The sequence below is a fragment of the Burkholderia sp. Ac-20349 genome, assembly GCF_017104865.1.
GTDB lineage: Bacteria > Pseudomonadota > Gammaproteobacteria > Burkholderiales > Burkholderiaceae > Burkholderia > Burkholderia aenigmatica.
In genome coordinates this window covers 1-3,435 of the sequence record NZ_JAAGPM010000281.1, presented here as the reverse complement: position 1 = coordinate 3,435, position 3,435 = coordinate 1, and the positions used below count along the sequence as shown (strand labels likewise).

Genomic DNA, 3,435 nt, shown 5'->3' with positions numbered 1-3,435 from the left:
GCCGGGGCTGCGGCGCGAGGAAGTCGCGCAGCTGTGCGGCGTCAGCCCGACCTGGTACACGTGGATCGAACAGGGCCGCCCCGTGTCCGCTTCGGCCGACGCGCTCGCGCGGATCGCCGTCGCACTGCAGCTGTCGAAGGCCGAGCGTGCGTACCTGTTCGAGCTGGCCGCGCAGCGCGACCCGGCCGAGCCGGACGTCGCGGGCGGCGACCTGCCGCCGACGCTCGCCGCGACCGTCGCGGCGATCGCGACCCCCGCGTACGTGCTCGACCGGCAATGGAACGCCCTCGCATGGAACGCGCCGGCCGCCGCATTGTTCTCCGGCTGGCTCGATGGCGAGCACGACCGCAACCTGCTGCGCTTCACGTTCATGTCGCCGGCCGCGCGCACGCTGATCGTCGACTGGGAAACCCGTGCGCGGCGGCTCGCGGCCGAATTCCGCGCCGATTCGATCCGTCACCTGACCGATGCGCCCACGCGCGCGCTGATCGACGCGCTGACCGCCGGCAGCGACGCCTTCGCGCAGTACTGGGCATCGCAGGACGTGTTCGAACGCGAAGGCGGCCTGCGCGAATTCGACCATCCGGCCGACGGCCGCCTCGTGTACCAGCAGATCACGCTGAAGCCCGCGCACCGCGAGGACCTGAAGCTGGTGGTGCTGGTGCGCGACTGAACGGGCCGGCCTGCGCCGGCCACGGCCGGCAGGCCGCCGCGAACGGCCGCGCGCCGCGGCGGGCAGGCCCGCGAATGTTAGAATCGCGGGATCCCTCGGCGGCGCACGCCGCTCAATCTCCCTTCGAAGAATCGCCATGACGTCCCAACTGCACAAAAAGGGCGAGGCCTGGTCGGCCCGCTTCTCGGAACCGATGTCGGAGCTGGTCAAGCGCTACACGTCGTCGGTATTTTTCGACAAGCGCCTCGCGCTCGTCGACATCGCCGGCTCGCTCGCACACGCGAACATGCTCGCCGCGCAGAAGATCATCAGCGCCGACGACCTCGCCGCGATCGAACGCGGGATGGCGCAGATCAAGGGTGAAATCGAGCGCGGCGAATTCGAATGGCAGCTCGACCTGGAAGACGTCCACCTGAACATCGAAGCGCGCCTGACCGCGCTGATCGGCGACGCCGGCAAGCGCCTGCACACGGGCCGCTCGCGTAACGACCAGGTCGCGACCGACATCCGCCTGTGGCTGCGCGGCGAGATCGACCGCATCGGCGGCCTGCTGAGCGACCTGCGCGGCGCGCTGCTCGACCTCGCGGAACAGAACGCCGACACGATCATGCCGGGCTTCACGCACCTGCAGGTCGCGCAGCCCGTCACGTTCGGCCACCACCTGCTCGCGTACGTCGAGATGTTCTCGCGCGACGCGGAGCGTATGCGCGACTGCCGCACCCGCGTGAACCGCCTGCCGCTCGGCGCGGCCGCGCTCGCCGGTACGAGCTACCCGATCGATCGTCACGCCGTGGCGAAGACGCTCGGCTTCGACGGCATCTGCGCGAACTCGCTCGACGCGGTGTCCGATCGCGACTTCGCGATCGAATTCACGGCCGCCTCCGCGCTCGTGATGACGCACGTGTCGCGCTTCTCCGAAGAACTCGTGCTGTGGATGAGCCCGCGTGTCGGCTTCATCGACATCGCCGACCGCTTCTGCACCGGCAGCTCGATCATGCCGCAGAAGAAGAACCCGGACGTGCCTGAACTCGCACGCGGCAAGACGGGCCGCGTGAACGGCCACCTGATGGCGCTGCTGACGCTGATGAAGGGCCAGCCGCTCGCGTACAACAAGGACAACCAGGAAGACAAGGAACCGCTGTTCGACACGGTCGACACCGTCGCCGACACGCTGCGGATCTTTGCCGAGATGGTTGCCGGCATCACCGTGAAGCCGGACGCGATGCGCGCGGCCGCGCTGCAGGGCTTCTCGACCGCCACCGACCTCGCCGACTACCTCGTGAAGCGCGGCCTGCCGTTCCGCGATGCGCACGAAGCCGTCGCGCACGCCGTGAAGATCTGCGACGACCGCGGCATCGACCTGGCCGACCTGACGCTCGACGAGATGAAGCAGGAGCTGCCGAACGTCGCGCACCTGATCGGCGAAGACGTGTTCGGCTACCTGACGCTCGAGGGTTCGGTCGCCAGCCGCAACCACCCGGGCGGCACCGCGCCCGACCAGGTGCGTGCGGCGGTCAAGGCTGCGCGCGCCGCGCTCGGCCAGTAAGCCCGCTGTTCCGGACGGACGCCTTCGGCGTCCGTTTTTCATTCGGGCGGCCGTCGCGCCGCCCGTCGCCTTCCCTGCTTCCCGAATGCCGCCGATGACCTTTTCCGCCGCGCTCTTCGACATGGATGGCCTGCTCGTCGATTCCGAGCGAACCATCATGAATACGTGGATCGACGTGTCGAACGCACACGGCGTGACGCTGACCACCACCGACTACCTGCAGATCGTCGGCCGCTCGTTCGCCGAGGGCCAGGTCATCCTGGCGCGGCTGATCGGCAACCCCGATACGTTCGACGTGGTGCGCACCCGCGTGCGCGAGCAGCTCGCGGCGCCCGAACCGCATCCGAAGTTTCCGCTGAAACCCGGCGCGTTCGCGCTGCTCGACGCACTCGCGCAGGCCGGCATTCCGTGCGCGGTCGCGTCGTCGTCCGCGTGCGACGTGATCCGCGCACGGCTCGACGCGGTCGGCGTGCTGCCGTTCTTCCGCGCGATCGCCGGCGGTGACGAAGTCGCGCGCGGCAAGCCCGACCCGGCGGTCTACCGGCTCGCGGCCGAACGCCTCGGCGTGCCGGCACACGCATGCGTCGCATTCGAAGACAGCGACTTCGGCGCGCAGTCGGCCGCCGGTGCCGGCGCGTCGGTCGTCACCGTGCCCGACCTGAAGGCGCCGACGCCCGAAATCGTCGCGCTGAGCCTGCATGTGCTCGCGTCGCTCGACGATGCGGTCGCGCTCGTGCCGTCGTGGTTCGGCGGGCACGATACGCAGCGGCCCGCGTAGATCGCCTGCGGCTCAATGCAAAACGGGCACCCGAGGGTGCCCGTTTTGCCGTATCGCCGTACAACCGGCGTCGCGCTTGCGCTTATTGGTTGCCGGCCGTTTCCGACAGCCGCTTCATCGTCGCGATGCGCGCGCCGATCAGGTCGACGCGGCCCTCTTCGCCGACGAGCGGCGCCGTCGCATCGCGGAACCCGACCCACGCGCGCTGCGCGCGGACGAGCGTCGCGGCCGAATGCGCGGGCATCTTGCGGCGCAGCTTCTGGTAATAGCGGTTCAGGTCGAACAGCGCGTGCTCGCATGCGGCGTCCTGTTCGCACGGCCGCACGCGGCGCACGGCCGGATCGCGCGGTGCGTTCGCCGGCTTGCCGTTCGGTTTGGCCGCGCTCGGGGCATCGCTCGCCCTGCCCTGCGCGCCGCTCGTCGCCGCGACCGGCACGG

At 70.0% G+C, this 3,435-nt stretch carries 4 protein-coding genes; 3 read left to right on the top strand and 1 reads right to left on the bottom strand.

Annotated elements, in window-relative coordinates:
• The 3 genes from G3N61_RS38355 to G3N61_RS38345 form a co-directional block, all read left to right on the top strand.
• The coding region (locus G3N61_RS38355) for a helix-turn-helix transcriptional regulator (RefSeq protein ID WP_241018120.1) at positions 1-673 on the top strand (673 nt) is incomplete at its 5' end.
• Between the two features lie 136 nt (positions 674-809).
• The gene (gene argH / locus G3N61_RS38350) at positions 810-2,219 is read left to right on the top strand and encodes an argininosuccinate lyase (RefSeq protein WP_089451107.1); all 1,410 of its coding nucleotides are present in this window, start codon (positions 810-812) and stop codon (positions 2,217-2,219) included.
• A 94-nt stretch (positions 2,220-2,313) separates the two neighbouring features.
• On the top strand, positions 2,314-2,997 hold the full coding sequence (locus tag G3N61_RS38345; protein WP_205825041.1) for an HAD family phosphatase: 684 nt from the start codon (positions 2,314-2,316) through the stop codon (positions 2,995-2,997).
• An 82-nt stretch (positions 2,998-3,079) separates the two neighbouring features.
• Here the strand turns inward: G3N61_RS38345 and G3N61_RS38340 are convergent.
• Positions 3,080-3,435 (bottom strand): lysozyme inhibitor LprI family protein (locus tag G3N61_RS38340; protein ID WP_205825040.1); only part of this gene is annotated, 356 nt, incomplete at its 5' end.

Coding starts and splice junctions, on each gene's coding strand:
- G3N61_RS38345 (WP_205825041.1), top strand. CDS start 2,314: ATGACCTTTTCCGCCGCGCTCTTCGACATGGATGGCCTGCTCGTCGAT.
- argH (WP_089451107.1), top strand. CDS start 810: ATGACGTCCCAACTGCACAAAAAGGGCGAGGCCTGGTCGGCCCGCTTC.